Source organism: Phytobacter massiliensis JC163 (assembly GCF_000321045.1).
Classification (GTDB): domain Bacteria; phylum Pseudomonadota; class Gammaproteobacteria; order Enterobacterales; family Enterobacteriaceae; genus Phytobacter_A; species Phytobacter_A massiliensis.
Genome location: NZ_HE578947.1, coordinates 228793 through 254485 on the forward strand (window position 1 = coordinate 228793; position 25693 = coordinate 254485).

At 57.6% G+C, this 25693-nt stretch carries 22 protein-coding genes; 12 read left to right on the top strand and 10 right to left on the bottom strand.

Annotated elements, in window-relative coordinates; all coding sequences use genetic code 11:
- Position 1 precedes the first annotated feature (1 nt).
- The 3 genes from ENTHG_RS15235 to ENTHG_RS15245 all read right to left on the bottom strand — a co-directional run bounded on the left by ENTHG_RS15235 (position 2) and on the right by ENTHG_RS15245 (position 2801).
- Positions 2-973 (bottom strand): DMT family transporter, encoded by a 972-nt coding sequence (locus tag ENTHG_RS15235; protein WP_044181377.1) that lies wholly within the window; start codon positions 971-973, stop codon positions 2-4.
- 75 nt (positions 974-1048) lie between these two features.
- Positions 1049-1873, bottom strand: coding sequence for an AraC family transcriptional regulator (locus ENTHG_RS15240; protein ID WP_044181380.1), 825 nt, complete (start codon positions 1871-1873; stop codon positions 1049-1051).
- A gap of 79 nt (positions 1874-1952) precedes the next feature.
- Positions 1953-2801, bottom strand: a complete 849-nt coding sequence (locus ENTHG_RS15245) for an SDR family oxidoreductase (RefSeq protein WP_044181383.1) — start codon at positions 2799-2801, stop codon at positions 1953-1955.
- A gap of 84 nt (positions 2802-2885) precedes the next feature.
- Between ENTHG_RS15245 and ENTHG_RS15250 the strand changes: the two genes are divergently transcribed.
- Positions 2886-3269 carry a winged helix-turn-helix transcriptional regulator gene (locus tag ENTHG_RS15250; RefSeq protein WP_044181385.1) on the top strand — a complete coding sequence of 128 codons (384 nt, stop codon included), beginning with the start codon at positions 2886-2888 and terminating at the stop codon, positions 3267-3269.
- A 40-nt stretch (positions 3270-3309) separates the two neighbouring features.
- Here the strand turns inward: ENTHG_RS15250 and ENTHG_RS15255 are convergent, their stop codons facing one another.
- Complete coding sequence (locus tag ENTHG_RS15255) at positions 3310-5253, bottom strand: bifunctional 2',3'-cyclic-nucleotide 2'-phosphodiesterase/3'-nucleotidase (RefSeq protein WP_044181388.1); 1944 nt, start codon at positions 5251-5253, stop codon at positions 3310-3312.
- Positions 5254-5444: 191 nt separating this feature from the next.
- Between ENTHG_RS15255 and cysQ the strand changes: the two genes are divergently transcribed.
- Complete coding sequence (gene cysQ / locus ENTHG_RS15260) at positions 5445-6191, top strand: 3'(2'),5'-bisphosphate nucleotidase CysQ (protein ID WP_044182498.1); 747 nt, start codon at positions 5445-5447, stop codon at positions 6189-6191.
- Here cysQ and ENTHG_RS15265 read toward each other — a convergent pair.
- Positions 6181-6738, bottom strand: a complete 558-nt coding sequence (locus tag ENTHG_RS15265) for a YtfJ family protein (RefSeq protein WP_044181391.1) — start codon at positions 6736-6738, stop codon at positions 6181-6183. The two genes, cysQ and ENTHG_RS15265, sit on opposite strands and share 11 nt — an antisense overlap.
- A 325-nt stretch (positions 6739-7063) precedes the next feature.
- Between ENTHG_RS15265 and ENTHG_RS15270 the strand changes: the two genes are divergently transcribed.
- Positions 7064-7270 (top strand): DUF1107 domain-containing protein, encoded by a 207-nt coding sequence (locus tag ENTHG_RS15270; protein WP_044181393.1) that lies wholly within the window; start codon positions 7064-7066, stop codon positions 7268-7270.
- Positions 7271-7347: 77 nt separating this feature from the next.
- Here the strand turns inward: ENTHG_RS15270 and paeA are convergent, their stop codons facing one another.
- Complete coding sequence (gene paeA / locus ENTHG_RS15275) at positions 7348-8685, bottom strand: polyamine export protein PaeA (RefSeq protein ID WP_044181395.1); 1338 nt, start codon at positions 8683-8685, stop codon at positions 7348-7350.
- A gap of 153 nt (positions 8686-8838) precedes the next feature.
- A complete protein-coding gene (gene msrA / locus ENTHG_RS15280; protein ID WP_044181397.1) occupies positions 8839-9477 on the bottom strand; it encodes a peptide-methionine (S)-S-oxide reductase MsrA in 639 nt (212 codons plus the stop codon).
- Between the two features lie 211 nt (positions 9478-9688).
- On the opposite strand from msrA, the gene tamA reads away from it, so the two are divergent.
- Genes tamA through ENTHG_RS15295 form a run of 3 tightly spaced genes read left to right on the top strand, consistent with a single transcriptional unit; the run spans position 9689 to position 15542 of the window.
- Positions 9689-11422 (top strand): autotransporter assembly complex protein TamA, encoded by a 1734-nt coding sequence (tamA, locus tag ENTHG_RS15285; protein ID WP_044181400.1) that lies wholly within the window; start codon positions 9689-9691, stop codon positions 11420-11422.
- Positions 11419-15195 (top strand): autotransporter assembly complex protein TamB, encoded by a 3777-nt coding sequence (gene tamB / locus ENTHG_RS15290; protein WP_044181402.1) that lies wholly within the window; start codon positions 11419-11421, stop codon positions 15193-15195. Before tamA ends, tamB begins: the two co-directional genes overlap by 4 nt.
- A gap of 2 nt (positions 15196-15197) precedes the next feature.
- Entirely contained in the window at positions 15198-15542 is a 345-nt protein-coding gene (locus ENTHG_RS15295) for a gamma-glutamylcyclotransferase family protein (RefSeq protein WP_044181404.1), read from the top strand.
- Positions 15543-15613: 71 nt separating this feature from the next.
- On the opposite strand, the gene ENTHG_RS15300 is transcribed toward ENTHG_RS15295, so the two are convergent.
- Both ENTHG_RS15300 and ppa read right to left on the bottom strand, forming a co-directional pair.
- A complete protein-coding gene (locus tag ENTHG_RS15300; protein ID WP_044181407.1) occupies positions 15614-17197 on the bottom strand; it encodes a methyl-accepting chemotaxis protein in 1584 nt (527 codons plus the stop codon).
- 245 nt (positions 17198-17442) lie between these two features.
- Complete coding sequence (gene ppa / locus ENTHG_RS15305) at positions 17443-17973, bottom strand: inorganic diphosphatase (RefSeq protein WP_044181410.1); 531 nt, start codon at positions 17971-17973, stop codon at positions 17443-17445.
- Here ppa and ENTHG_RS26065 point away from each other — a divergent pair.
- The 6 genes from ENTHG_RS26065 to ENTHG_RS15330 all read left to right on the top strand — a co-directional run bounded on the left by ENTHG_RS26065 (position 17972) and on the right by ENTHG_RS15330 (position 24596).
- Positions 17972-18163, top strand: coding sequence for a hypothetical protein (locus ENTHG_RS26065; protein ID WP_237567493.1), 192 nt, complete (start codon positions 17972-17974; stop codon positions 18161-18163). The two genes, ppa and ENTHG_RS26065, sit on opposite strands and share 2 nt — an antisense overlap.
- 210 nt (positions 18164-18373) lie before the next feature.
- Positions 18374-19330: a galactofuranose ABC transporter, galactofuranose-binding protein YtfQ gene (ytfQ, locus tag ENTHG_RS15310; RefSeq protein ID WP_044181412.1), complete on the top strand. Its 957-nt coding sequence runs from the start codon at positions 18374-18376 to the stop codon at positions 19328-19330.
- Between the two features lie 69 nt (positions 19331-19399).
- Positions 19400-20902 (top strand): galactofuranose ABC transporter, ATP-binding protein YtfR, encoded by a 1503-nt coding sequence (gene ytfR / locus ENTHG_RS15315; protein WP_044181415.1) that lies wholly within the window; start codon positions 19400-19402, stop codon positions 20900-20902.
- 10 nt (positions 20903-20912) lie between these two features.
- The gene (ytfT, locus tag ENTHG_RS15320; protein WP_106403286.1) at positions 20913-21938 is read left to right on the top strand and encodes a galactofuranose ABC transporter, ATP-binding protein YtfT; all 1026 of its coding nucleotides are present in this window, start codon (positions 20913-20915) and stop codon (positions 21936-21938) included.
- Positions 21925-22935, top strand: coding sequence for a galactofuranose ABC transporter, permease protein YjfF (gene yjfF / locus ENTHG_RS15325; RefSeq protein ID WP_044181419.1), 1011 nt, complete (start codon positions 21925-21927; stop codon positions 22933-22935). Before ytfT ends, yjfF begins: the two co-directional genes overlap by 14 nt.
- 98 nt (positions 22936-23033) lie before the next feature.
- Entirely contained in the window at positions 23034-24596 is a 1563-nt protein-coding gene (locus tag ENTHG_RS15330) for a methyl-accepting chemotaxis protein (protein ID WP_044181422.1), read from the top strand.
- 73 nt (positions 24597-24669) lie between these two features.
- On the opposite strand, the gene fbp is transcribed toward ENTHG_RS15330, so the two are convergent.
- The gene (fbp, locus tag ENTHG_RS15335; RefSeq protein ID WP_044181426.1) at positions 24670-25668 is read right to left on the bottom strand and encodes a class 1 fructose-bisphosphatase; all 999 of its coding nucleotides are present in this window, start codon (positions 25666-25668) and stop codon (positions 24670-24672) included.
- Between the last annotated feature and the right edge of the window lie 25 nt (positions 25669-25693).

Here is a 25693-nt window from a genome sequence, read left to right on the forward strand (position 1 = left end):
CTTATGAGATAGCGTCGGAAATGGACTTTACGCGCGGCTTTTGCGGTTTGGCCCGTACCGCCATCACCACGCCGCACACCAGCAGGGCGATACCGCACAGCGTGAGCAAAGGCGGCATGCTCTGACGCAGTAAAAAGGTGTACAGCAGGCCCGCCAGCGTTTCAAAAACGATAAGCGGCCCGACAATCACCGTGGGCAACCGCTGGCTGGCAATATTCCAGCACAGCGCGCCCACCCACGAGCAGAGCACCGCAATAGCCAGCATCAGGCCGACAAACACGGCGGGACGCGGGCCGAAAGGCTGAGCGAAGTCGGGCTGCTGTACGTTAAGCCACAGGCAGGCCGCAACGTAGCCCAGCAAAGAAACCGGCAGCGTCACCAGCGCCTGGGCGGTCGCCCACATCATCGGGTTTTTATCAGGGTTTTCCCGCAGCCAGCGGGCATTACGCAGGGCATACCACGCCCAGCAGACGACGGATATTAGCGCCAGCAGAATGCCTGAGCCGTAGCGCCACCAGGAAAAATCCACCAGCCCGCCGCGCAATTCCGCGATATTGACGCAACCGAGTCCTGCGGCGATGCACAGCAGCGCGAGGGCCAGGCTACGCCAGGCGAACTTGCCGTCGCGCTGGCTGTAGAGCAGGTTGGCGAAGACGGGAATCACCACCGGCAGGGTGCCGATTATCATCGTGGAGATGGGCGCGCCGGTGCGCTGAATAGCGCTGGCAAGGCAGACGTAGTAAATAAGGTTGCCCATCATGGTCAGCGCCAGGGCGGTCAGCCAGTCCGCGCGTTTAAGCTGGCGTAAACGCTGGCGGCCCAGCCAGGCCAGCGGCAGGGCGATTATCCCCAGCGCCAGATAGCGCCCGGTAGACTGCAATACCGCCGGATAGTCCGGCACCAGCAGCGGCCCGACAAAAATTAACCCCCACATCATCCCCGCAAGCAGGGCATACAACACGCCGCTAACCATTTCGTCGTTCCTGTTTACCGTTTGCGGCAAGAGTGTAGGGCAGAGGGCGGGCGGAATATTGTATGAGGTTGCGCATTAACGCGGCGCCACCTGTTTCTGGTAGCGCACGGGGGTGATGCCATACCGGCGGGTAAAGGCGCGGGTCAGGTGGGACTGGTCGCTAAGACCGGTGGCGGCCGCGACATCGGCGGCGGCCATTCCCTGGGTAAGAAACGTTTTGGCGCGCCACAGCCGGATAGCCATCAGCATCTGATGCGGCGTGACGTGAAAATGGGCCTTAAACTGGCGCTGAAAATGGTACGGGCTGAGGGAGACCACCTGCGCCAGTTCGTCCAGGGTTAGCGGGCGCATGAAATTATCGTGCAGATAGTCGCGTACCCGTTCAAAGCGGTGCGCGCCTTCCGCGCGGGCGGGCGCATGGCGCGCCAGCGGGCGGAACGTGTCGATTAGATCCAGCAGCATCCCCTTTTGCGCCAGCGCATCGTCAGTGTGCCAGAGGCCGTGAATAAGCGTGCAAATTTGCCGTGTACGGCGGGGATCGTGGCGGGTGACGTCGTTAAACCACCAGTGGCGAATGCCGATGGCCTCTTCCAGCAGGGCGGGATCGAGATACACCATCCGGTAACGCCAGCCGTCAGCGGTCTCCGCTTCACCGGTGTGCAGCTCATCCGGGTTCATGGTGACGACAGAGTTCGCCGGGGCGATGTACTGCGCGCCGCGGTAGCGAAACCGCTCTGCGCCGGCTTCTATCGCGCCGATGCCAAAGGCTTCATGGGTATGGGGTTCGAAGGCGTAGCGGGAGATATGCGCATGATAAAGCTCCACCCCCGGCAATGCGGGTAGATGGCGAAATCGCGCGCTGTCTCTTTCGTCTATGAACTGTTCCGGTACGCCTTCCACTGTTCTTCTCCGCCTGGTCACACCTTATTATTGAGGATGACCCGGCGGCATGCTACAAAAATTAACCAGTTTGTAACAGTTACAGCGTGCTGCGGATGCTTTCGGCGATGGACGTGGTGGGGCGGCCGATCAGTTTGCTCAGGGTGCGGCTGTCATCAAACAGCCCGCCTTTCGAGGCACCGACATCGGAATCCGCCAGCAGATCCGAAAAGGCCTCCGGCAGCCCTGCGCTTTTAAGGGCGGCGGCAAAATCGGCTTCGCTCAGGTTCTGATAAACCACCGGCTTGCCGCTCTGTTTGCTGAGCTCCGCCGCCAGCTCGCTGAGCGTCCAGGCCTCATCCCCCGCCAGTTCATATACGTTGCCAGCGTGACCGTCTTCGCTCACCACGCGGGCGGCGGCAGCGGCGTAATCCGCGCGGGTCGCCGAGGCGATTTTGCCCTCACCCGCCGCGCCGATAAATACCCCGTGTTGCAGGGCGGCAGGCGCGCTGGCAAGGTAGTTTTCACTGTACCAGCCGTTACGCAGCAGGGTGAAGGGAATGCCGGATTCCGCCAGCATGTTTTCCGTTTCGACATGCTCCAGGCGCAGCGCGAGCGGGGAGCTATCCGCATGCAACAGGCTGGTATAGGCGATAAATTTCACCCCGGCGGCTTTCGCGGCGTTGATGACATTGCGGTGCTGGGCCGCACGCTGCCCCACTTCGCTGGAAGAGATAAGCAGCAGTTTGTCCACCCCGGCCAGCGCGGCGGTAAATGCCGCCTGGTCGGTATAATCCGCCTTACGCACATTTACCCCTTTTTGCGCCAGGCCGTCGGCTTTGGCCGGATTACGAACGATAGCGACAAGTTCGCCAGCGTTGACGTTTTTTAGTAATGCTTCAAGAGCCAGTGCGCCAAGCTGGCCGGTTGCGCCGGTAACTGCGATCATGATGTTTCCTCTTCGTCTTTGTCTGGTGTTGTGGCACACTAGCACCTTAACTAACTTTTAGTAAGTACGTACAAAAAGGTAAGTATGAAAACAGCGAATCTGACCCTTAGCGAGCAGCTGCGTGAAGGCAACCTCTTTGCCGAGGCGTGCCCGTCGCGGGATGTGCTTAAACATGTCACCAGCCGCTGGGGCGTGTTGATTCTGGTGGCGTTGCGCGACGGTACGCACCGGTTCAGTGATTTACGCCGCAAGATGGGCGGCGTCAGTGAAAAGATGCTGGCCCAGTCATTGCAGGCGCTGGAGCAGGACGGCTTTCTCCGTCGCGTCTCATATCCGGTGGTGCCGCCGCATGTGGAGTACAGCCTGACGCCGCTGGGTGAAGAGGTGAGCGCGAAGGTGGCGGACCTGGCGGACTGGATTGAGCTGAACCTGCCGCAGGTGCTGGCGAATCATGAGGCTGCAGCCTGATTTACCCGGATGCGCGCACGTCGCTCCGGGTAAACCAACATTACTTCCTTAAATCCAGCTGGTAGAGCGCAAAGCCGATGTCGTCGTTGCCGACTTTTTTCATCGGGTACTGCGCTTTTTCCTTAATAAAGGCCGCCGCTTTGTCTGACGGCGAGGTTTCGAAGCGAATATCCAGCGCTTTGTCGCTGTGGATGGGCGCTAACCGCCAGTTATTGTCCGCCGCCGGGTGGATTTCGCCAGCCCGTGCCGACTCGTCGCTTATCCACTTCGCCAGCACAGAGCGGTTCTCATCCGGCGAGGCGAAGGCGATATGGCTGTCGCCGGTACCGGCAAATTTGCCGCCGTAGGCGCGGTAGTTATTGGTTGCCACCAGGAACAGAGCGTTTGGATCGATGGGTTTGCCGTTAAAGGTGAGGTTCTTGATGCGCTCGGCCTGCGGATTTACGCTCTGACACTCGCCGTCGTAACGGGCGGGCTGCGTCACATCAATCTGATACTGCACGCCGTCTATCACATCGAAGTTATAGGTGCGGAAGCCGTCCCAGTTGATCAACGCCTGCGGCTTATCGCTGTTGGGATCGATCTGGTTAAACTGTCCGGCGGAACACTCCAGCCACTCTTTTACCTCTTTGCCGGTCGCCTTCACCACCACCAGCGTGTTGGGATAAAGATAGAGATCCGCCGCGTTGCGGAAGGTAAGCTGGCCTTTCTCAACCTCGACAAAGCTTGCCGGATCGTTTTTACGGCCGCCCGCTTTGAACGGCGCGGCGGCGGAAAGTACCGGCAGCTTCGCCAGATCCGGATCGCCCTGAATAAAGTGCTGCACGTAGGCGGTCTGCGCGTTGTTCACTACCTGAACGGTCGGGTCATCCTGCACCAGCGAGAGGTAGCTGTACATATTGTCAGCGGATTTGCCGATAGGTTTGCCGACAAACTCCCGGGTGGCGTCGTGAGAGGGTTGCAGAATGCTAACCAGCTTGCTGTCTTCCGCCGCCAGCGATTTCTTCGCCGCGGCGTCGTAAATGGGCCGCGCCTCGGCTTTTGACGAGGTAACCTGCCATTTGCCTCCGTCGTTGTTAAGTACCAGGTCCACTACGCCCAGATGATCGCCCCACATGCCCGGCATCACCGATGGCACGCCGTTCAGCGTACCCTTCTCGATATCCGCGCCTTTGATGCTGGCGAAATCTTTCGACGGGAAGACCGCATGGGCATGGCCGAAGAGAATGGCGTCAACGCCCGGCACTTCGCTCAGGTAGTAAACGGAATTTTCCGCCATCGCCTGGTAAGGGTCAGCAGAGAGGCCGGAGTGGGCGACGATCACCACAAGATCCGCCCCTTTTTCCCGCATCTCCGGCACATACTTCTTCGCGGTTTCGGTGATGTCATTTACCGTCACTTTGCCGCTCAGATTGGCCTTGTCCCAGACCATAATCTGCGGCGGTACAAAACCGATATAGCCAATTTTCAGCGTCTGCGGCTTGCCCTCGTTATCGGTCACCGCGGTCTCTTTAATAAGGTAAGGCGTGAAGAGGGGCTTTTTGCTTTTGGCGTCAATAATGTTGGCGTTAACGTAAGGGAACTTCGCGCCGGCCAGCGCGTTATGCAGGTAGTCGAGGCCGTAGTTGAATTCATGGTTGCCAAGGTTACCGACGGCGTAATCCAGCGTGTTCATGGCCTGATAAACCGGGTGTACTTCTCCCGCTTTCAGCCCTTTCGCCGCCATATAGTCCCCCAGCGGACTGCCCTGGATTAAGTCGCCGTTATCCACCAGCACGCTGTTTTTGGCTTCTTGTCTGGCGGCGTTAATCAGGCTGGCGGTACGCACCAGGCCAAACTTTTCCGTCGCAGAATCTTTGTAATAGTCAAAGTCCATCATGTTGCTATGCAAATCAGTGGTTTCCAGAATGCGTAAATCCACTGTTGCGGCCTGCACGCTGGCTGCAATCAGCGTGGCAAGGAGCGTTACACTAAACTTGATCATCAGAGGTGTCCTTTTTCGATCTAAGCCACAAAAGAGAATGATATTTACATTTTGTTGCTTACAGAATTGTGAATTCTGCCATGAAAAACGACACATAAATGCAACAACTATCACACCTGGCAGAATCAGACGTAATGCGATATAAGTAAAACAATGAGTTAGATCCCACTGCCATAACAAAGAGGTGGATGATGTTAGAAGCGATTTGTCAGCTTGCGCGAGAAGCAGGCGATGCCATCATGCAGGTTTATGACGGTCACCAGCCGATGGAGGTGACCAGTAAAGCAGACGACTCTCCGGTCACGGCGGCGGATATTGCAGCGCATGGCGTCATTGCGCGCGGTTTGCAGGCGCTCACGCCGGACATTCCGCTGCTCTCAGAAGAAGATCCCCCCGGCTGGGAGGTGCGCCAGCACTGGCAGCGTTACTGGCTGGTGGACCCGCTGGATGGCACTAAAGAGTTTATTAAACGCAACGGTGAGTTCACGGTGAACATCGCTCTGATTGAACAGGGTAAGCCGGTGCTGGGCGTGGTTTATGCGCCGGTGCTGAAGGTGATGTACAGCGCCGCGGAGGGGAAAGCGTGGAAGGAGGAGAGCGGGGTGCGCAACCCTATTCAGGTGCGCGACGCGCGCCCGCCGCTGGTGGTCATTAGCCGCTCCCATGCGCAGCAGGATACTGAGCTACAGGAGTATCTAACCCAGCTCGGGGAACACCAGACCACGGCCATTGGCTCATCCCTGAAGTTTTGTCTGGTGGCGGAGGGGCAGGCTCAGCTCTACCCCCGCTTCGGGCCGACTAACGTCTGGGACACCGCCGCAGGCCATGCGGTGGCGGTAGCTGCCGGGGCGCACGTTCACGACTGGCAGGGCCGGACCCTGGATTACACGCCGCGTGAATCGTTCCTGAACCCCGGCTTTAGGGTCTCTATTTACTGAGTAACTGACGCAGCAGGGCAACCACCTGCTGCGCCTCTTGCTGGGTTAACCCGCCGTCTTTGGCGTACTGCACCCGCCCGTCTTTATCCAGCACCACGACCGCCGATCCCTCTTCCTCAAGCTGCCAGGCTTTGCGCGCTACGCCATCGCTATCGACAATAAACTGCGACCACGGATAGAGCTTTTTATTACTTTCAATGCTGCTGCGCACGAACATGGCCGAGCCGGGAATGGCGTCATCGGTATTAATGATGGTGGTGGTCTGGTAGCGATCGTGGGGGAGATTAGCCGATTTAATCGCTTCGACCAGCGCGGCGTTCTTCTCTTTGGCAGAGGTCCGACCGGCAATATGTTGTACAAGTCGCACTTTGCCAGGAAGCTGCGCGCTATTCCATTTTTTATAGCTAAACTTACCGTTATCGTAAAACAACTCCCCCCGGTCGGCGATGCCCACGGGCGGTACGCGCTGGTTGTTCTCAAAGTTATGCGCCTGCGCCAGAAGCGGCATCAGCAGGCAGCTCGCTGCCAGAATATTTCGTAAAGTCATGGTGTTTCCTTGTAATGTTTGCAGGTGATCCGACCACTTGGCTTAACCTTTTAATGATATGTGCGATCGAGGCACTTTTCCCGCAAGCAGGATGCCAGTTTGCGGGTGAACGCACATATCTGTGTAAAAACGACGGCTTATACTGCTGACATTAACAAGCTGCAAAGAAAATTCTGAATAACTGTAATCAAAAGGTAAAAAACTTATACAGACTAGGTGTCCTCAGGTTTCTGAACTATAGTCATTGAGCAACAAAATTTGCGCTCATCACTGTCGGGCCAAATGTGGCACCGCAAGGGCGTAATACTCAGCAGGAGATACAAAAATGAAAATTTTCCAGCGTTACAACCCACGTCAAGTGGCGAAGTACGTGAAAATCCTGTTTCGTGGACGGTTGTATATCAAGGATGTTGGCGCTTTCGAGTTCGATAAAGGCAAAATCCTCGTCCCGAAAGTGAAGGATAAGCAGCACTATGCTGTGATGTCAGAAGTCAACCGTCAGGTTATGCATCTGAACACTGAGATGGCGTAATCACTTGTGCTATGCAGTAATCGCAGTAATAAAAACGGCTCCGTAACGGAGCCGTTGGTATTTTCAGGGGAAGGGATTTAGCTTTCGCTCTGGTTCTCAGCGTCCGGCAGCTTCGGCGTTAACACCGTGGCTTTGGCGTCAATACGGGTCACCAGCAGCTGATCGATACGGTAGTTATCGATATCCACCACCTCAAACTTATAGCCGGAAAACTTCACCGAATCGGTACGTTTCGGGATTTTTCGCAGCATATACATCATAAAGCCGCCGATGGTTTCATAGTTGCCGGACTGCGGAAACTCATCGATATCCAGCACGCGCATCACGTCATCGATCGGCGTTCCGCCATCAATCAGCCATGAGTTTTCGTCACGGGCGACGATCTGCTCTTCCAGCCCCTGGCCTACCAGATCGCCCATCAGCGTGGTCATGACGTCGTTCAGGGTGATGATACCCACCACCAGCGCATATTCATTCATGATCACGGCGAAGTCTTCCCCGGCGGCCTTAAAGCTTTCCAGCGCTTCGGAGAGCGTCAGGGTATCGGGCACGATCAGGGTGTTGCGGATCTGCACGCCGCTATTAAGCGCCAGGCTCTGGTTGCCCAGCACACGGTTAAGCAGATCTTTCGAATCCACATAGCCCACGATGTGGTCGATATCTTCGTTACAGACCAGGAACTTCGAGTGGGGATGCTGCGCCACTTTATTTTTCAGGCTCTGTTCATCTTCATGCAGATCGAACCAGATGATGTTTTCGCGGGAGGTCATTGAAGAGGGAACCGTACGCGATTCCAGTTCAAAGACGTTCTCAATCAGCTCATGCTCCTGCTTACGCAGCACGCCGGCCAGCGCCCCGGCCTCCACCACCGCATAAATATCATCCGACGTAATATCGTCTTTGCGCACCATCGGCAGCTTAAACAGACGGAAGATATTGTTGGCCATGCCGTTAAAGAACCAGACCAGCGGGCGGAAGATAAACAGGCAGAAGCGCATCGGGTTGATGATACGCAAAGCCACGGCTTCGGGCGCAATCATACCGATGCGTTTCGGGGTGAGGTCGGCAAAAAGGATGAACATCCCCGTGACCACCGAAAACGAGATAATAAAGCTCAGGCGTTCGGCCAGTTCCGGCGAGACGACCTTAATGAGCACGTTGTAGAACGCCGGAGAGAAGGCCGCATCGCCCACGATACCGCCAAGAATGGCGACGGCGTTAAGGCCAATCTGCACCACGGTAAAGAAGGTGCCGGGGTTCTCCTGCATTTTCAGGATGCGCTGGGCGTTGATATTGCCATCATCGGCCAGCAGTTTAAGTTTGATTTTCCTGGAAGCGGCAAGCGATATCTCGGATAACGAGAAAAACGCGCTCACAGCTATCAGACAGAGTATGACTAAGATGCTGTTTAACATATCTTATCCGGCTATTCGCCAGATCCTCGGAAGGGAAGTTGAAATATCCATGTGGTAAAACACAATGAAAGCCGGTCCGAAGCGGTGAACCGGCAATTTCGAGGGGTAGTATAGCGTAAGGCCTGCTAACGCTGCCAGAGCATTAACTACCCGTTAGCTTTGCGGCGGCAGGCAGACGCCAATGCCGCCGATCCCGCAGTAGCCGTACGGATTTTTGTGCAGGTACTGCTGGTGATCGTCTTCTGCATAATAGAAGGGTGGGGCGGTGGCGATTTCGGTGGTAATAGCGCGATCGTCACCGGCGGCGCGCATGGCGGCCTGGAAACGCGCAAGACTCTCACGCGCGGCGGCGTCCTGTTCCGGCGTCAGCGGGTAGATGGCGGAACGGTACTGCGTCCCGTGGTCGTTCCCCTGGCGCATCCCCTGGGCTGGATCGTGATTTTCCCAGAAAACCTGTAGCAATTGCTCGTAGCTGACGACGGCCGGGTCGTAAACGACGCGTACCGCTTCGGCATGACCGGTCTGCCCGCTGCACACTTCCCGATAGGTTGGGTTTGGCGTATAGCCGCCCATATAGCCCGCCGCAGTGCTGTAAACGCCCGGCAATTGCCAGTAAAGTCGCTCCACGCCCCAGAAGCAGCCCATCGCAAAGTAGGCGATTTCCATCCCCTCTGGTACGTTGGTCATGGAGTGCTCGTTAACGGCATGTAGCGTGGCGACAGGCATCGGCGTGTTACGTCCGGGCAGTGCATCCGACTGAGCAACAAGGTGTTTTTTATCAAATAGACTCATGGTGAGGCCTCCCGGAATCACGAAGTGCGGTGAAGGTTGTAACGAAGCGTCTCTTTTAACACAATAAACGTGATAAATGAGACTAGATTTAAACATAAGAAATATTTGGGGTATCGTCCGTTTTTCAATCCATATTTTGGATTTTTACAGGCCGTGGAGCGGCGTAGACGTTTCTTCCCGGGGTGGAAACAAGGGATATTCAGGAGAGAACGTGCCAAAAATCCGTGTTTTATGCTTTGCCGGCCTGTTGCTGGCGAGCGATAGCGCCCTGGCGGCAAACGTGCGTTTGCAGCTGGAAGGGCTGACTGGCGCGTTGCAAAAAAATGTCCGCGCGCAGTTGTCCACCATTGAGAGCGATGAAGTGACGCCGGACCGGCGCTTTCAGGCGCGCGTGGATGATGCCATTCGTGAAGGGCTAAAAGCGCTCGGCTACTATGAGCCGACAATTGTCTTCGATCTGCGTCCGCCTCCGGCGAAAGGACGCCAGGTTCTGATTGCCCGGGTCTCCCCCGGCGAGCCGGTGCGTATTGGCGGCACGAATGTGGTGCTCCGCGGCGGCGCGCGTACCGACGACGATTATATCTCCCTGCTGAGCACGCGCCCGGCGACCGGCACCGTGCTTAATCATGGCGACTATGAGTCGTTTAAAAAGTCCCTGACCCGCGTTGCCCTACGTAAAGGCTACTTTGACAGCCAGTACAACCACAGCCAGCTCGGCGTGTCGCTGGACCGGCATCAGGCTTTCTGGGATATCGACTACGACAGCGGGGAGCGCTACCGCTTTGGCGATGTTACCTTCGCCGGGTCGCAGATCCGCGACGAATACCTGCAAAACCTGGTGCCGTTTGAAAAGGGCGACTATTACCAGACCAAAGATCTGGGGGAGCTTAACCGTCGCCTGTCGGCTACCGGCTGGTTTAACTCGGTTATTGTCGCCCCTGAGTTCGATAAAGCGCGCAAAACCAAAGTGCTGCCGCTGAAAGCGGTAGTCTCGCCACGCATTGAAAACACCGTAGAGACGGGGGTGGGTTACTCCACCGACGTCGGGCCGCGGGTAAAAGCCACCTGGCGTAAGCCGTGGGTCAACTCTTACGGCCACAGCTTTTCCACCACAGCCAGCCTCTCCGCGCCAGAACAGCAGCTCGATTTCAGCTATAAAATGCCGCTGCTGAAAAACCCGCTCGAACAGTATTACCTGGTGCAGGGCGGCTTTAAACGCACCGATCTTAACGATACCGAGGCGGACTCCACCACCCTTGCGGTCTCCCGCTACTGGGATTTGTCCAGCGGCTGGCAGCGCGCCATCAACCTGCGCTGGAGCCTCGACCACTTTACCCAGGCCAGCGTCACCAACACCACTATGCTGCTCTACCCAGGGGTGATGATTAGCCGCACCCGCTCGCGCGGCGGCCTGATGCCCACCTGGGGCGACTCCCAGCGCTATTCGGTGGATTACTCCAGCACCCTCTGGGGATCGGATGTGGACTTTGTTGTCGCCCAGGCGCAGAACGTCTGGATCCGCACCCTCTACGATCGCCACCGCTTTGTGGCGCGCGGCAATCTGGGCTGGATCGAAACCGACGACTTCGATCGCGTGCCGCCGGATCTGCGCTTCTTCGCCGGGGGCGATCGCAGCATTCGCGGCTATAAGTACAAATCGATCTCGCCAAAAGATGACGACGGCAAGCTTATCGGCGCCTCGAAGCTGGCGACCGGATCGCTGGAGTATCAGTACAACGTGACGGGGAAATGGTGGGGCGCGGTCTTCGTCGACAGCGGCGAGGCGGTGAGCGATATCCGCCGCAGCGACTTTAAAACCGGCACCGGCGTCGGCGTGCGCTGGCAGTCGCCGGTCGGCCCTATTAAGCTCGATTTCGCCGTTCCGGTGGGCGATAAAGACGAACACGGTTTACAGTTTTACCTCGGTCTGGGGCCTGAATTATGAGTTTATGGAAGAAAATCAGCCTCGGCGTGCTGGCGTTTATCATCCTGCTGCTGGCGACGGTTATTTTCCTCGTCGGCACGACAAGCGGTTTACATATTCTGTTTAAGGCGGCTAACCGCTGGGTGCCGGGGCTGGAGATTGGCCAGGTCACGGGCGGCTGGCGCGACCTGACCCTGAAAAATGTGCGCTACGACCAGCCCGGCGTGGCGGTTAACGCAGGAGAATTACACCTGGCGGTAAAACTCGCCTGCCTGCGCGACAGCAGCCTGTGCGTGAACGATATCTCCCTGAAAGACATTAACGTGGTTGTCGATACCAAAAAGATGCCGCCCGCGGCGCAGGTTGAAGAGGAGGATAGCGGCCCGCTTGATCTCTCCACGCCGTATCCGATAACCCTGGGCCGGGTGGCGCTCAACAACGTTAATATCAAAATTGATGACACCACCGTGTCGGTTATGGATTTCACCTCTGGTCTGAACTGGGAAGAGAAGAACCTGACGCTGAAACCCACCTCTCTGCGCGGCCTGCTGATTGCGCTGCCGAAAGTGGCGGACGTGGCGCAGGAAGAGGTGGTGGAACCGAAGATCGATAACCCGAAGCCGGATGAACTGCCGCTGGGCGAGTCCTTAAAGCAGCTTTTCTCAAAGCCGGTATTGCCGGAAATGACCGATGTTCACCTGCCGCTTAACCTCAATATTGAAGAGTTTCGCGGCGAACAGCTACGCCTGACCGGCGATACCGATATTACCGTCAGCAATATGCTGCTTAAGGTCAGCAGTATAGATGGCAACATGCGGCTCGATGCGCTGGATATCGACTCGACCCAGGGGACGCTGAACGCCACCGGTACGGCAAAACTGCAGAACGACTGGCCGGTCGACCTCACCCTTAACAGCACCCTCAACGTCGACCCGATCAAAGGCGAAAAGGTGAAGATTAAAGTCGGCGGCGAGGTGCGCAAGCAGCTTGAGTTCGGCGTGAATCTCTCCGGCCCGGTGGATGTGGTGCTGCGCGGGCAGACCCAGCTTGCCGAAGCCGGCCTGCCGCTTAATCTCGACATCACCAGCGAGCAGCTTTACTGGCCGTTTACCGGTGAAAAACAGTACCAGGCCGACGATGTCAAACTCAAGCTGACCGGCAAAATGACGGACTACACGCTCTCATTCCGCACGGCGGTGAAGGGGCAGGATATTCCGCCCGCCGCGATTACCCTCGACGGCAAAGGCAATGAACAGCAGATCAATATCGACAAGCTGAGCGTGGCGGCGCTGGAAGGAAAAACCGAACTGAAAGCCCTGCTTGACTGGCAACAGGCCATTAGCTGGCGCGGCGAACTGACGCTGGACGGTATCAATACCGCCAAAACGTTCCCCGACTGGCCGGCGAAGCTGGACGGGCTGGCGAAGATGCGCGGCAGCCTGTATGGCGGTAGCTGGCAGGTGGATATCCCTGAGCTGAAGCTTGCGGGCAACGTGAAGCAAAACAAGGTGAGCGTTGACGGCAAAGTGCGGGGCAACAGCTACATGCAGTGGACCATTCCTGGCCTGCATCTGACGCTGGGGCGCAACACGGCGGACGTCAAAGGCGAGCTGGGGGTGAAAGACTTAAACCTCGACGCGCAGATTAACGCGCCGGGTCTGGATAACGCCCTGCCTGGGTTAGGCGGTACGGCGAAAGGGCTGGTGAATATTCGCGGCACGGTAGAAGCCCCGCAGGTGCTGGCGGATATCACCGCCAACAATCTGCGCTGGCAGGAGTTGCGCGTCGCCCGCGTGCTGGTGAAAGGCGATGTGAAATCCACCGATCAGCTTGGCGGCACGCTCAACGTGCGGGTGGAACGCCTGTCGCAGCCGAACGTCAATCTCAGCCTGGTGACGCTGGCGGCCAAAGGCAGCGAGAAGCAGCATGAGCTTGAGCTGCGGGTGCAGGGCGAGCCGGTGGCCGGGCAGCTAAGGCTGGCGGGCAGTTTCGATCGTGATGAGCAGCGCTGGAAAGGCACCCTCAGCGATACCCGCTTTACTACCCCTGTCGGCCCGGTAACGCTGAACCGCAGCGTCGCGCTGGACTATCGCAACCAGGAGCAGAAAATCAGCATCGGGCCGCACTGCTGGAGCAACCCCAACGCCGAGCTGTGCGTGCCGCAGACCGTCGACGCGGGCGCGGAAGGGCATGCGGTGGTCAATCTGAACCGCTTCGATCTGGCGATGATTAAGCCGTATCTGCCGGAGGTCACTCAGGCCAGCGGCACCTTTAGCGGCAAGGCCGACGTGGCCTGGGACACCACCAAAGAGGGGCTGCCTCAGGGATCGGTGACGCTCAACGGGCGTAACGTGCGCGTCACGCAGATCATTAACGGCTCGCCGCTGCTGGTGGCGTTCGATCTGCTGAACCTGAACGCGCAGTTGAAAAACAACCGCGCCGACCTCGGCTGGACGATGCGCCTCAACAACAACGGCCAGTTCGATGGTCAGGTACAGGTCACCGATCCGCAGGGGCAGCGTAACCTGGGCGGCAGCGTCAACATCCGCAACTTCTCGCTGGCGATGGCGAACGCTATCTTTACCCGCGGCGAGAAAGCGGCAGGCCTGCTGAACGCCAACCTGCGCCTTGCCGGCAACCTGCAAAGCCCGCAGCTTTTCGGCCAGATGCAGCTTAACGGCGTGGATGTCGAAGGCAACTTTATGCCGTTTGAGATGCAGCCCAGCCAGCTGGCGATGAACTTCAACGGCACCAGTTCGACGCTGCAGGGCGTTGTGCGCACCCGCCAGGGGCAGATTAACCTTGGCGGTAACGCGGACTGGAGCCAGATTGATAACTGGCGCGCCAGGGTAACGGCGAAGGGCAGTGACGTGCGCATTACCGTGCCGCCGATGGTGCGGCTGGACGTCTCGCCGGATCTGGTGTTTGAAGCCACGCCGAGCCTGTTTACGCTCGATGGCCGGGTCGACGTGCCGTGGGCGCGCATCGTGGTTCATGAACTGCCGGAGAGCGCCGTAGACACCTCCAGCGATGAGGTGATGCTTGATGCCAATCTGCAGCCGGAAGAGGCGAAAAGCGCGGCGATCCCTATCAACAGCAACCTGATTGTCCACGTCGGCAACAATGTGCGCATGAACGCCTTTGGCCTGAAAGCGCGCCTGACCGGCGATCTGAAAGTGGCGCAGGACAAACAGGGGCTGGGGCTGAACGGGCAGATCAACATCCCGGAAGGGCGCTACCACGCCTACGGCCAGGATTTGCTGGTGCGTAAAGGGGAGCTTCTCTTCTCCGGGCCGCCGGACCAGCCGCTGCTCAACATTGAGGCTATTCGTAACCCGGAGGCCACGGAAAACGATGTGATTGCCGGCGTGCGGGTGACGGGCTACGCCGATGAGCCGAAAGCGGAGATCTTCTCCGACCCGGCAATGTCGCAGCAGGAGGCGCTTTCCTATCTGCTGCGCGGGCAGGGGCTGGAGAGCGGTCAGAGCGACAGCGATGCAATGACATCCGCTTTGGTGGGCCTGGGGGTTGCACAAAGTGGGCAGGTTGTGGGTAAAATCGGCGAGACCTTTGGCGTCAGTAATCTGGCGCTGGATACCGAAGGGGTGGGAGACTCATCCCAGGTGGTGGTCAGCGGCTATGTATTGCCGGGTCTGCAGGTAAAATATGGTGTGGGAATTTTTGACTCGCTGGCGACTCTCACGTTACGTTATCGCCTGATGCCTAAGCTGTATCTGGAAGCGGTGTCTGGCATAGATCAGGCACTTGATTTGCTCTATCAGTTTGAGTTTTAGCAATGCGAATATTTGTCTACGGCAGTTTACGACGCAAGCAGGGCAACAGCCACTGGATGACCAACGCTCAGTGGCTGGGCGATCACAGCGTTGAACATTATCAACTCTACAGTCTGGGGCACTACCCCGGCGCTGTGCCGGGCGATGGAAATGTGCAAGGCGAAGTGTATCGCATTGATGCGGCAACCCTGAGCGAACTGGATGCGCTCCGCACGGCGGGGGGCGAATACAAACGCCAGTTGATCCAGACGCCCTATGGCAGCGCCTGGATGTATGTCTACCAGCGGTCGGTAGAGGGGAGAACGTTTATCCCTACCGGCAACTGGCTGGACAGAGAGCAGTATTAGTTTGTCCCCTGAAACATTATTCACACGCCACCTTCGGGTGGCGTTGTTTTTACGGGCGAAAAGCGCGGGTTTTACGCCGCGCTCTGGCGCAGCTTGAAGAGGCTCACCGCCTCCAGCAGCTCCTGTGCCTGGCGCTGCATCTCATGGGCGGCGGCAGACGACTCCTGAGAGAGCGTGGCATTCTGCTGGGTGGCCGTATCCATATGCGTGACCGCAACGTTAACCTGGTCAATGCCCGTGCTCTGCTCTTTGCTTGCCGCAGAAATCGCCTCCACCAGTTCGCTCACCTGCTGCACGCTACGCAGGATATCGGCCATGGCCGAACCGGCGTTCTGAACCTGCGAATTGCCTTCGGCGATGCGGTTTACCGAGTTATCAATCAGCGCGCGGATATCCCGCGCCGCCGAGGCTGAACGCTGCGCCAGCGCGCGCACTTCGGCGGCAACGACCGCAAATCCCCGGCCTTCTGCGCCAGCGCGGGCGGCTTCCACCGCGGCGTTCAGCGCCAGAATATTGGTCTGGAAGGCGATACTGTCAATGACGCCGATAATGCTGTTGATTTCACTGGAAAGCTGGTGGATATCGCTCATGGTCTGGACCACGCGCTCCACCGCCTCGCCACCCTGCCCGGCAATCGCGAAGGCATCGCGGGCGATGGTACTGGCGAAACGGGAATTTTCCGCGTTGCTTTTTACCACTGAGGTCAGCTCTTCCATTGAGGCCGCGGTCTGCTCCAGCGCGCTGGCCTGCGCCTCGTTGCGGGAGGAGAGCTCCCGGCTGCCGGTCGCAATCTGCACCGAGGCGGAAGCGATGGATTCGGTGCTATGACGAACGCCGTACACAATGCGGGTGAGATTGCCGTTCATCTCCTGCAGCGCCTGCATCAGCTCTGCCGTCTCATCGCGCCCGGAAACGTTAAAGGTCGTTTGCAGATCCCCGGCCGCTACCGTGCGGGCGACCGCCACCGCCTGTGCCAGCGGATGGGTAATGCTGCGCACCAGCCACCAGGTAATAATCGCCCCCGCAAGCATGGTCAGCGCCATAGCCAGCAGCAGCATCAGGCGGGTTTGTTGATACTGGGCCAGGTTCTGGGCCTCTGTCTTCGCATGAACCGCGCTGGCGTGCGCCAGCGTACGGGCGACAACCTCGTCGATCATTTTGGTAGGCTCACGATCGAGGCCGGTCACCAGACCGTCCACCCGCTGAGCGCTACCCGGATCGGTCAGCGCATACTGCTGCAGCGCGCTCAGATAGTGCCGCTCTAAATCTGCATGCAGCAGGCGCGTTTTTTCAACCAGCCCGTTATCCATGCCCAGCTGCGGCAGCAGGCCGCTGAGCTTTTGCAACAGCTGCTGGGTTTTCTGACTTTGGGAGACAAACGCGTTTTTGTATTTATCGAACGCTTCCTGGCTCTGGCTGCCGCGCAGTAAGGTGTTTTTCCACTCCTGCACCTGGATTTTAAACTGTACCTGGGCATTGCGGGCGGTATCAATGCTGTCTGCCAGCACCCTTTCAGTGGCCATCATCTGCTGGTTTTGCGCATTGCTGGCGCTGTTGATTGCCATTCCGCGCAGCCCGATAAAGAGCGTCGCCAGCAGCAACAGGGTTGCCAGAAGGCCAAGTCGTTGCCCGATGGTGAATTGATTTAGTTTCATACAGATTCCGTTAGCAGGTGGATATATCGTTTACTCACTGGGATATCGACCATCCGCTAAGGGACTTTACAGGGCGGAAGTACGCTACTGGCGGGGTTTATCGCTATGCCGTTAATAACGCAACGAAAAGAGTTTTATGGCACTTTTATGACAGCCTGGCATTCAGCCGTTTTGAACGCAAAAGCCAGCACTACGGGCATAAAAAAACCGCCTCTGGTGACAGAGGCGGTTTTCACTAAAACGGATTATTTCTTCGCTGCGCGCTCGAAGGAAGCAATGATTTCAGCTTTAGCCGCTTCTGCATTGTCCCAGCCGTCAACTTTCACCCATTTGCCTTTTTCGAGGTCTTTGTAGTGCTCGAAGAAGTGGGTGATCTGTGCTTTCAGCAGTTCCGGCAGGTCGTTCACATCTTTAATGTGATCGTACTCTTTGCTCAGCTTGGTGTGCGGTACCGCAACCAGCTTCGCGTCTTCGCCAGACTCGTCGGTCATTTTCAGTACGCCAACCGGACGGCAGCGGATGACTGAGCCGGGTTCCAGCGGGTACGGGGTCGGGACCAGAACGTCAACCGGGTCGCCATCCAGAGACAGGGTATGGTTGATGTAACCGTAGTTGCACGGATAGAACATTGCAGTAGACATGAAACGGTCAACGAACAGCGCGCCGCTCTCTTTATCAACTTCGTATTTGATCGGGTCGGCGTTTGCCGGAATCTCGATGATTACATAGATATCTTCTGGCAGTTCTTTGCCCGCCGGGACGTTGAGTAAGCTCATGTTTGTTTCCTTTGAGATGTGTGGCAAACAAGTGCCGGGTATTATAGCCAACTCCTCAGGAATGTCTTGGGCTGTTTTATCCTCCGCCGCCATTTCTCTTGGCTTTTATTCCCCCTTTTTCAGTCGAATTGTCCATAAAGATAGCTGCATCATTAATAAAAATATGGAAGCGGTTACACTGGATTTATAACAATTTTGTTGCAGCTAAATTTTCTGTCTTATCAAGGGACAGGGCAGAACGATCGGCCCGGACAATTTCGCGCGTCAGATCTCAACTAAGAACTAACAATTCATTCACTTTTCTGATTTGTGATGTAACTCATTTTGTTACATCTCTTATTGTCTATAGTTTCCCCGCAGGTGAAGTTGTAGCCAACAATAACCCTACGAGGACACACTTATGTGGAAGCGCTTACTTCTTGTCACAGCAGTTTCAGCAGCCATGTCGTCTATGGCGATGGCCGCCCCCTTAACCGTGGGATTTTCACAGGTTGGTTCTGAGTCTGGCTGGCGAGCCGCGGAAACCAACGTCGCGAAAAGCGAAGCCCAAAAACGCGGTATCACGCTTAAGATTGCTGACGGTCAGCAAAAGCAGGAGAACCAGATCAAAGCCGTTCGTTCGTTTATCGCTCAGGGCGTGGATGCGATTTTCATCGCGCCGGTGGTGGCGACCGGCTGGGAGCCGGTGCTGAAAGAGGCCAAAGACGCGGAAATCCCGGTGATCCTCCTCGACCGCTCCATTGATGTAAAAGACAAATCCCTTTATATGACCACGGTTACCGCTGACAACGTGCTGGAAGGCAAGCTGATTGGCGAATGGCTGGTAAAACAGGTTGGCGACAAGCCGTGTAACGTGGTGGAGCTGCAGGGCACCGTTGGCGCGAGCGTGGCGATTGACCGTAAAAAAGGCTTCGCCGAGGCCATCTCTAAAGCCTCCAATATTAAAATCATCCGTTCTCAGTCCGGCGATTTCACCCGCAGTAAAGGGAAAGAGGTCATGGAGAGCTTTATCAAAGCTGAGAATAACGGCAAGAACATCTGCATGGTTTACGCCCATAACGACGACATGGCGATTGGCGCTATCCAGGCCATTAAAGAGGCCGGGCTGAAGCCGGGTAAAGATATTCTCACCGGCTCTATCGATGGCGTACCGGATATCTTTAAAGCGATGGTCGACGGCGAAGCCAACGCCAGCGTCGAGCTGACGCCAAACATGGCTGGCCCGGCCTTTGACGCGCTGGAGAAATTCAAAAAAGACGGCACCCAGCCTGAAAAGCTGACCATCACCAAGTCCACGCTTTACCTGCCGGACACGGCGAAAGAAGAGTTAGAGAAGAAGAAAAACATGGGCTACTGAGTCCCGCTTCTTCATAACGGCACGTCGATCCCCTCTCCCGCCGGGAGAGGGTCAGGGTGAGGGGACACTATGAACACAACGGCACACCAGGAGATCCTTCGTACAGAAGGCCTGAGTAAGTTCTTTCCCGGCGTTAAGGCGCTGGATAACGTCGATTTCAGCCTGCGCAAAGGCGAGATCATGGCGTTACTTGGCGAAAACGGCGCGGGCAAATCCACCTTAATCAAAGCGTTAACCGGCGTTTACCATGCCGATAAAGGCGCTATCTGGCTGGAAGGGAATGAAATTCGCCCGAAAAACACCGCCCATGCCCAGCAGCTGGGTATTGGCACGGTGTATCAGGAGGTTAACCTGCTGCCCAATATGTCGGTGGCGGATAACCTGTTTATTGGCCGGGAGCCCCGTCGGTTCGGCTTTCTACGCCGCAAAGAGATGGAGAAACGCGCCAGTGAACTGATGGAATCCTACGGCTTTTCGCTGGACGTCCGCGAGCCGCTGAACCGCTACTCGGTGGCGATGCAGCAAATCGTGGCCATTTGCCGCGCCATCGACCTGTCGGCAAAAGTGCTTATTCTTGATGAGCCCACCGCCAGCCTGGATACCCAGGAGGTGGAGATGCTCTTTACCCTGATGCGCCAGCTGCGCGAGCAGGGGGTGGCGCTTATTTTCGTCACCCACTTTCTTGACCAGGTCTACGAGGTCAGCGACCGCATCACCGTGCTGCGAAACGGCAGCTTTGTCGGCTGCCGCGAAACCCGCGAGCTGCCGCAAATCGAACTGGTGAAGATGATGCTGGGCCGCGAACTGGAGAGCAACGCGCTGCAACGCGCTGGCCGCACGCTGCTGAGCGACAAACCCGTGGCCTCGTTTAAAGGCTTCGGTAAAAAAGGGCTTATCGCCCCGTTCGATCTGGACGTGCGCCCCGGTGAAATCGTCGGCCTGGCCGGCCTGCTTGGCTCCGGGCGTACCGAAACCGCCGAGGTCATTTTCGGCATCCGGCCCGCCGACAGCGGCAGCGCGCTGATTAAAGGCAAGCAGCAAAGCCTGCGCTCGCCGCATCAGGCCTCCTGTCTGGGTATCGGCTTTTGCCCGGAGGATCGCAAAACGGACGGCATCATCGCCGCCGCCTCGGTACGGGAAAACATCATTCTGGCCCTCCAGGCGCAGCGCGGCTGGCTGCGGCCGATTCCGCGCAAAGATCAGAACGCCATCGCCGAGCGCTTTATTCGCCAGCTGGGCATTCGCACCCCGAGCGCAGAGCAGCCCATTGAATTCCTTTCCGGCGGCAATCAGCAAAAAGTGTTGCTGTCGCGCTGGCTGTTGACCAAACCGCAGTTCCTTATCCTTGACGAGCCGACGCGCGGCATTGATGTAGGAGCCCATGCGGAGATTATTCGCCTTATCGAAACCCTGTGCGCTGACGGGCTGGCGCTGCTGGTGATCTCCTCTGAACTGGAGGAGCTGGTGGGCTATGCCGACCGGGTGATCATCATGCGCGATCGCAAGCAGATAGCGGAAATCCCCCTTGCCGACCTGTCGGTTCCGGCAATCATGAATGCCATCGCGGCATAAGGAGGAGTATGTGATGCCTCAATCCGTCCCGCAGACCGGGCAGCCGAAGCGCCGCTTTAAGTGGCCGACAGGCATGCCGCAAGTCGCGGCGCTGCTGCTGGTATTACTGGTAGACAGCCTGGTCGCGCCTCACTTTTTCCAGGTGATATTGCAGGATGGCCGCCTGTTCGGCAGCCCGATCGATATCCTTAACCGCGCCGCGCCCGTTGCGCTGCTGGCCATCGGCATGACGCTGGTTATCGCCACGGGCGGTATTGACCTCTCCGTTGGCGCGGTGATGGCAATTGCCGGAGCCACGGCGGCGTCAATGACCGTTGCCGGGCACAGCCTGCCGGTCGTGCTGCTTGCCGCGCTGGGGGCAGGCGTGCTCGCCGGGCTATGGAACGGCGTGCTGGTGGCCATTCTGAAGATTCAGCCTTTCGTCGCCACGCTTATCCTGATGGTGGCCGGGCGCGGGGTGGCGCAGCTTATTACCTCCGGGCAAATCGTCACCTTCAACGCGCCGAATCTTGCCTGGATCGGCAGCGGTAATCTGCTGCTTTTCCCGACGCCGGTGATCATTGCGCTGGCGACGCTGGTTATTTTCTGGCTGTTTACCCGCAAAACGGCGCTTGGCCTGTTTATCGAAGCGGTGGGCATCAACATCCGCGCGGCGAAAAACGCCGGGGTGAATACCCGGCTGGTGGTGATGCTGGCCTACGTGCTGAGCGGCGTTTGCGCGGCCATTGCCGGGGTGATTGTCGCGGCGGATATTCGCGGCGCGGACGCCAACAACGCCGGGCTGTGGCTGGAGCTGGATGCCATTCTGGCGGTGGTGATTGGCGGCGCATCGCTGATGGGCGGGCGCTTTAACCTGCTGCTGTCGGTGGTGGGGGCGCTGATTATCCAGGGGATGAACACGGGGATTTTGCTTTCCGGTTTTCCGCCGGAGCTTAACCAGGTGGTGAAAGCGGTGGTGGTGCTGTGCGTACTGATCGTTCAGTCGCCGCGCTTTATCGCATTGATTAAAGGAGCGCGCGGCCATGATAAAACGTAATTTACCGTTGATGATCACCCTGGGCGTGTTCGTGCTGGGGTATCTCTACTGCCTGACGCAGTTTCCGGGGTTTGCCTCCACCAGAGTTATTTGCAACATCCTGACCGATAACGCCTTCTTAGGGATTATCGCCGTCGGCATGACGTTTGTGATCCTCTCCGGCGGCATCGATCTTTCCGTGGGCTCGGTGATCGCCTTTACCGGCGTTTTCCTGGCGAAAGCCATCGGCTACTGGGGCATTTCGCCGCTGCTGGCGTTCCCGCTGGTGCTGGCGATGGGCTGCGCCTTTGGCGCGTTTATGGGACTTCTGATCGACGCGCTGAAAATCCCCGCGTTTATCATCACCCTGGCCGGAATGTTCTTTCTGCGCGGCGTCAGCTATCTGGTTTCGGAAGAGTCAATTCCCATTAACCACCCGATATATGACACCCTCTCCAGCCTGGCGTGGAAAATCCCCGGCGGCGGGCGTCTGAGCGCGATGGGCCTGTTGATGCTCGGCGTGGTGGTCATCGGCATTTTCCTCGCCCATCGCACCCGCTTTGGCAACCAGGTGTACGCCATTGGCGGCAGCGCCACGTCGGCAAACCTTATGGGCATTTCAACGCGCAGCACCACCATTCGCATCTATATGCTCTCCACCGGCCTGGCGACGCTGGCGGGCATTGTCTTCTCCGTTTACACCCAGGCGGGCTACGCGCTGGCGGGGGTTGGGGTGGAGCTGGACGCTATTGCGTCGGTGGTGATTGGCGGCACGCTGCTGAGCGGTGGGGTAGGGACGGTGCTGGGCACCCTGTTTGGCGTGGCGATCCAGGGGCTAATCCAGACCTATATCAATTTTGACGGTACGCTGAGTTCCTGGTGGACCAAAATCGCTATTGGTATTTTATTGTTTATTTTTATCGCCTTACAACGTGGCCTTACCGTGCTGTGGGAAAACCGGCAAAGTTCCCCTGTTACACGGGTTAACCCACAGAGCAACAAAGCAGTAACACCTTGAATTGATTAAAAAGAAGTAAAGTTTTTCCGGTAGCGGCCGATAAGTAGCCAATGCGCCTTATTTTCAGGTGAAATAATCCCCGCTACTGGAAAAATATCATGCTCAGAACGCTTTCGCTTCGCACTGGTTTACTTTCCTTACTCGCCGTGATGACCCTTTTGCTGCTGCTGGTGAGCGGCATGGGCCTTTATGCTCTCAATAAAAGTTCCTCTTCCCTGGAGCGCATCAGCGTGTTGCAGGGGGAAAAGATGGCCCATCTGAACGAAGGCTACACCCTCATCCTCCGCGCGCGTAACGAGGCAGGGCAGGCCGTCCGCATGATGGAAGTGGGCCTGATGGACGACGCCGGTAAATCGGTAAACAGCATCAACGCTGAGATAGCGCAGGGCCGCAAGGCGCTGGAAAACGTGATAAAAGCAGGCGTCGACGACGAAGAGGGCGGGCAGCTACTGACGAAGGTCGCTAACAGCTATGCCGCCTACGTTGAGCAGGGCATCACGCCTATGCAGGCTGCGTTAAACCAGCAGAGCGCCGATAACTATTACGATCTGCTGGAGAACAAGCTGATCCCGGTTTCGCGCCAGTTTGATAACGATATGCAGGCCTTCCAGGCCTGGGGCGAGGCGCGCGGCAAAGCCGAAGTTAGCGCCGTGCAGGCAAACAAGAGCGCCGTGATGGTAATGATTGTGGTGGTCGCCCTGCTGGCGGCGGGCGTGATTATGCTGGCATGGCTCTCCCTGCGCCATATGCTGCTTAAGCCGCTGAATGCCTCTATCGTTCAACTGGAGCATGTCGCCGCCGGGGACTTAACGGTGGTCAGCATGCGCACCGCCAGCCATGAATTTAACCGTCTGAACGCGGCGATTGACGAGATGCGTGAGGCGCTGGTCAACTCGGTCACCCGCGTGCGCGACGCCAGCTCGCAAATCGACACCGGCAGCCGGGAGCTGACGGCAGGCAACGTCGACCTGGCCCAGCGGACCGAATCCACCGCCACCTCGCTTGAGCAAACTGCCGCCAGCATGGAGGAGATCACCGCCACCGTGAAGCAGAACGCGGACAACGCCGAGCAGGCGCATCAGCTGGCGAAAACGGTCTCTGACACCGCCGACCGCGGCAGCGAAATGGTCTGCTATGTGATTGAAAAAATGCAGGACATCTCCGGCAGTTCCAGCCGGATTGCCGATATCCTCAGCGTGATCGACGGCATCGCCTTCCAGACCAATATCCTGGCGCTGAACGCTTCGGTAGAAGCGGCGCGTGCGGGCGAACAGGGGCGCGGTTTCGCGGTCGTCGCAGGGGAAGTGCGCAACCTCGCCAGCCGCAGCGCGGACGCGGCGAAAGAGATCCGTCAGCTTATCAGCAGTTCGCAGGCCCACGTCTCGGAAGGCAGTGACCTGGCGATGCAGGCGGGCGAAACCATGGATGAGATCGCCTCTGAGGTGATGCGCATGACTAAACTGATGCGTGAGATAGCCAGCGCGTCGCAGGAGCAGAGCCGTGGCATTGAGCAGGTTAATATTGCGGTAAGCCAGATGGATGAGACCGCCCAGCAGAACGCGGCGCTGGTGCAGCAGTCCTCTGCCGCCACCCGCTCGCTGGAGGAGCAGTCCCGTGAACTGCTGGAGGCGATGGCCTCTTTCCGTTTGCAGTCGGCCTGAATAACATCCCGGATGCGCGGGCTACAAGGCGTAGCCCGGATAAGCGCCGCGCATCCGGGAGCGGAGGCTGTGTTTACGCGTCCGGGAACGCTTTAATAAAGCGCTCTACATCATCCACCATATGCTCGGTGCCGACAAAGAACGGGCGGCGCTGGTGCAGGCTTTCCGGCAGGATGTCCAGAATACGCTCTTTACCGTCGCTCGCCTTACCGCCCGCCTGTTCCGCGAGGAACGCCATCGGGTTGCATTCGTACAGCAGGCGCAGTTTACCTTCCGGGTGGCTTGCGGTGCTGGGGTAGAGGTAGATCCCGCCTTTCAGCAGGTTACGATGGAAGTCCGCCACCAGCGAACCGATATAGCGGGAAGTGTAAGGACGCTGCGACGCTTTGTCCTCTTCCTGACAGAACTTGATGTACTTCTTCACCCCGTTGGGGAATTTGATGTAGTTGCCTTCGTTGATGGAGTAGGTGTTGCCTTTTTCCGGGAAGCGCATACGCTCCTGGGACAGGCAAAATACCCCGAGAGACGGGTCGTAGGTGAAGGCGTGGACGCCGCAGCCGGTGGTGTAAACCAGCATGGTGGACGAACCGTAAACCACATAGCCTGCTGCAACCTGTTTGTTGCCGGGCTGCAGGAAGTCCTCTTCGGTAACCGGCGTACCGACCGGGGTAACGCGGCGGTAGATAGAGAAAATGGTGCCGACCGATACGTTAACGTCAATGTTGCTTGAGCCGTCCAGAGGGTCCATCAGCACGACATATTTCGCATGTTCGCACCCTTCAAAGACGACAATCTCATCTTCTTCTTCCGAGGCGATACCGGCGACAATATCACGCGCCCGCAGCGCGGCTTTCAGTTTTTCATTGGCGAACAGATCGAGCTTTTGCTGCACCTCTCCCTGCACATTCTCGGCGCCGCTGGCACCCAGGATATCAACCAGACCGGCTTTGTTGATATCGCGATGGATGATTTTGGCACCCAGCTTTATTGCTGAGAGAAGCGCGGTCAGCTCACCGGTCGCGTGAGAAAACTCGTGCTGCTTTTCAACAATAAACTCACCTAACGTTTTCATAACCCTGTCCCTGCATTTTATGTGG